Origin of the sequence: Candidatus Contendobacter odensis Run_B_J11 (assembly GCF_000531125.1) — a bacterium.
Taxonomy (GTDB): Bacteria; Pseudomonadota; Gammaproteobacteria; order Competibacterales; family Competibacteraceae; genus Contendibacter; species Contendibacter odensensis.
In genome coordinates, this window is sequence record NZ_CBTK010000189.1 from 1 (window position 1) to 1,569 (window position 1,569).

2 protein-coding genes are annotated in these 1,569 nt (G+C 57.4%); one reads left to right on the plus strand and one right to left on the minus strand.

Translation table 11 applies throughout. The features are described 5' to 3' along the window. Window positions 1-282 (plus strand): hypothetical protein (locus BN874_RS25705; protein WP_230314415.1); only part of this gene is annotated, 282 nt, incomplete at its 5' end. A 177-nt stretch (window positions 283-459) separates the two neighbouring features. Here BN874_RS25705 and BN874_RS11690 read toward each other — a convergent pair. After that, window positions 460-897: a hypothetical protein gene (locus tag BN874_RS11690; RefSeq protein ID WP_034433499.1), complete on the minus strand. Its 438-nt coding sequence runs from the start codon at window positions 895-897 to the stop codon at window positions 460-462. Window positions 898-1,569 lie beyond the last annotated feature (672 nt).

The following is a 1,569-nucleotide window of genomic DNA, read 5'->3' on the forward strand; positions in this document are numbered from 1 at the left end:
ATCTACACTCTTTCCCTACACGACGCTCTTCCGATCTGTCCCCCGTCGGCCCGGCCCGGTCGGGGGAGGAAAAGTTTTCGCGGCTCGGAATCATGGCCGGTTCGCCCGTCCGCGCCTCGCGCGGCTCTTCGGCAGCGCAAGGCGGACGGTCTACTCGGTCAGGCCGTTACGGCCACGCCGCGCGGCGGGGAATCCCGGCGCTGGATTCGGGCGATCAATGTCGCGTTGCTGAGAAAAGGCGGTTCGCACGTCTGGACGTTCATCAGATTTCCCTGGTTTTAGGCCAATAAGAACCTAGGGGAGAATCTTGAAAGTCCCGACCGATCCGCTATAATCAGAAAACTTCTAAGTTTTCCTGATTGTCGTCCTTAGCGGAGCTGATGGTCGGCACTCTCAAGCATTCCCCCTAAGCCCTCGCGTCAGAAACGCGGGGGTTTTTTATTTTAGGGTGAGCAATTTTCAGTGATGAGTCTCGTCAAACCTCGTGAGGGGTGCAGTAGGCTCGGCGGCGGGCATCACACGGCCTCGGTCGAGCGTGGGGTTATTGCTTCCATTATAGCGGTTATTTCCGGTCTTGGCGCAACCGGCGATTGTTCGCACTCGCTCGTTTTGCGCCGGGCGAGGACGTCGCCCAAGGGCATGTCCAGTTGCGGAACGCGCCACCGCAAGGCTCCATTGAAACATCTGGCGTTGCCGCGATTCTGACCGTGCGGTTTCTTCCCGGAACATCAGCGCCAGAAAATGTGCGACGCCCTGTTGAATCAATTCAGGGGGCAGCTCCGGCTGTCGTTCGTGTAGCGCCTGGATCAGCGCCTCCATCCGGCCGGGCGGTTGGCCGGATCGGCGCTGATCCTCTTGCAGACACCAAAGGTCATAAGCGACTTGGGTGGCGTCCATCAGGATTCCTTTCGCTCTACAGGGGGCTTAAGGGAGAGGCGGGATCGAGCGCGCGACGTTCCCGTGGACGAGGGATCGCCTGAAATTCGTCGAGCAGCCGTTGGAGACGGTCGTCCGCCGCGAGTCCCGGAAGAGAACGGTGGGACGCAACGGGAATGCGGGAAGATCCGGCAGGAGCGAAGCGGGAGGCTGCGAAGGGAACACGGCCACCCTTCGACGTTATCGCCCTGGCTGACCTCGGTCGTCTTAGGTCGGTACGGGTCAGGTTCTGGGGCAGGTTAAAACGGTGGACAGAGCCGCTTGCTGTACTAACGGTAGCGCCGCTTTTGTGACGGATAAAGAGGGATGGCGCGCGATTAAAACCGGTATAAGAAGAAGGTGCCATAGAGAAAGCCTCACCAGGTTTTGGTCAAAACCAGCCCTTGCCGTGTGTTACCAGCAAAAAAATTGACTGGGTTTGAGCCTGTCACCGCTTTATGGTGTGGCCCGCATGTCTCATTTCTATGGTTTTCCTGGCCGCTTTATGGTGGAAAACTTGACATGCCAAAATCATTGTAGATATTTATTCAGACCGTGTAAAGATTCCCTATGACTCACTTCAATGCAAAAATCCCTTACCACCTATCAGTTCCTCATCACGGGGCAGATCCGATAGAAGGGGGGTAAGGGGAG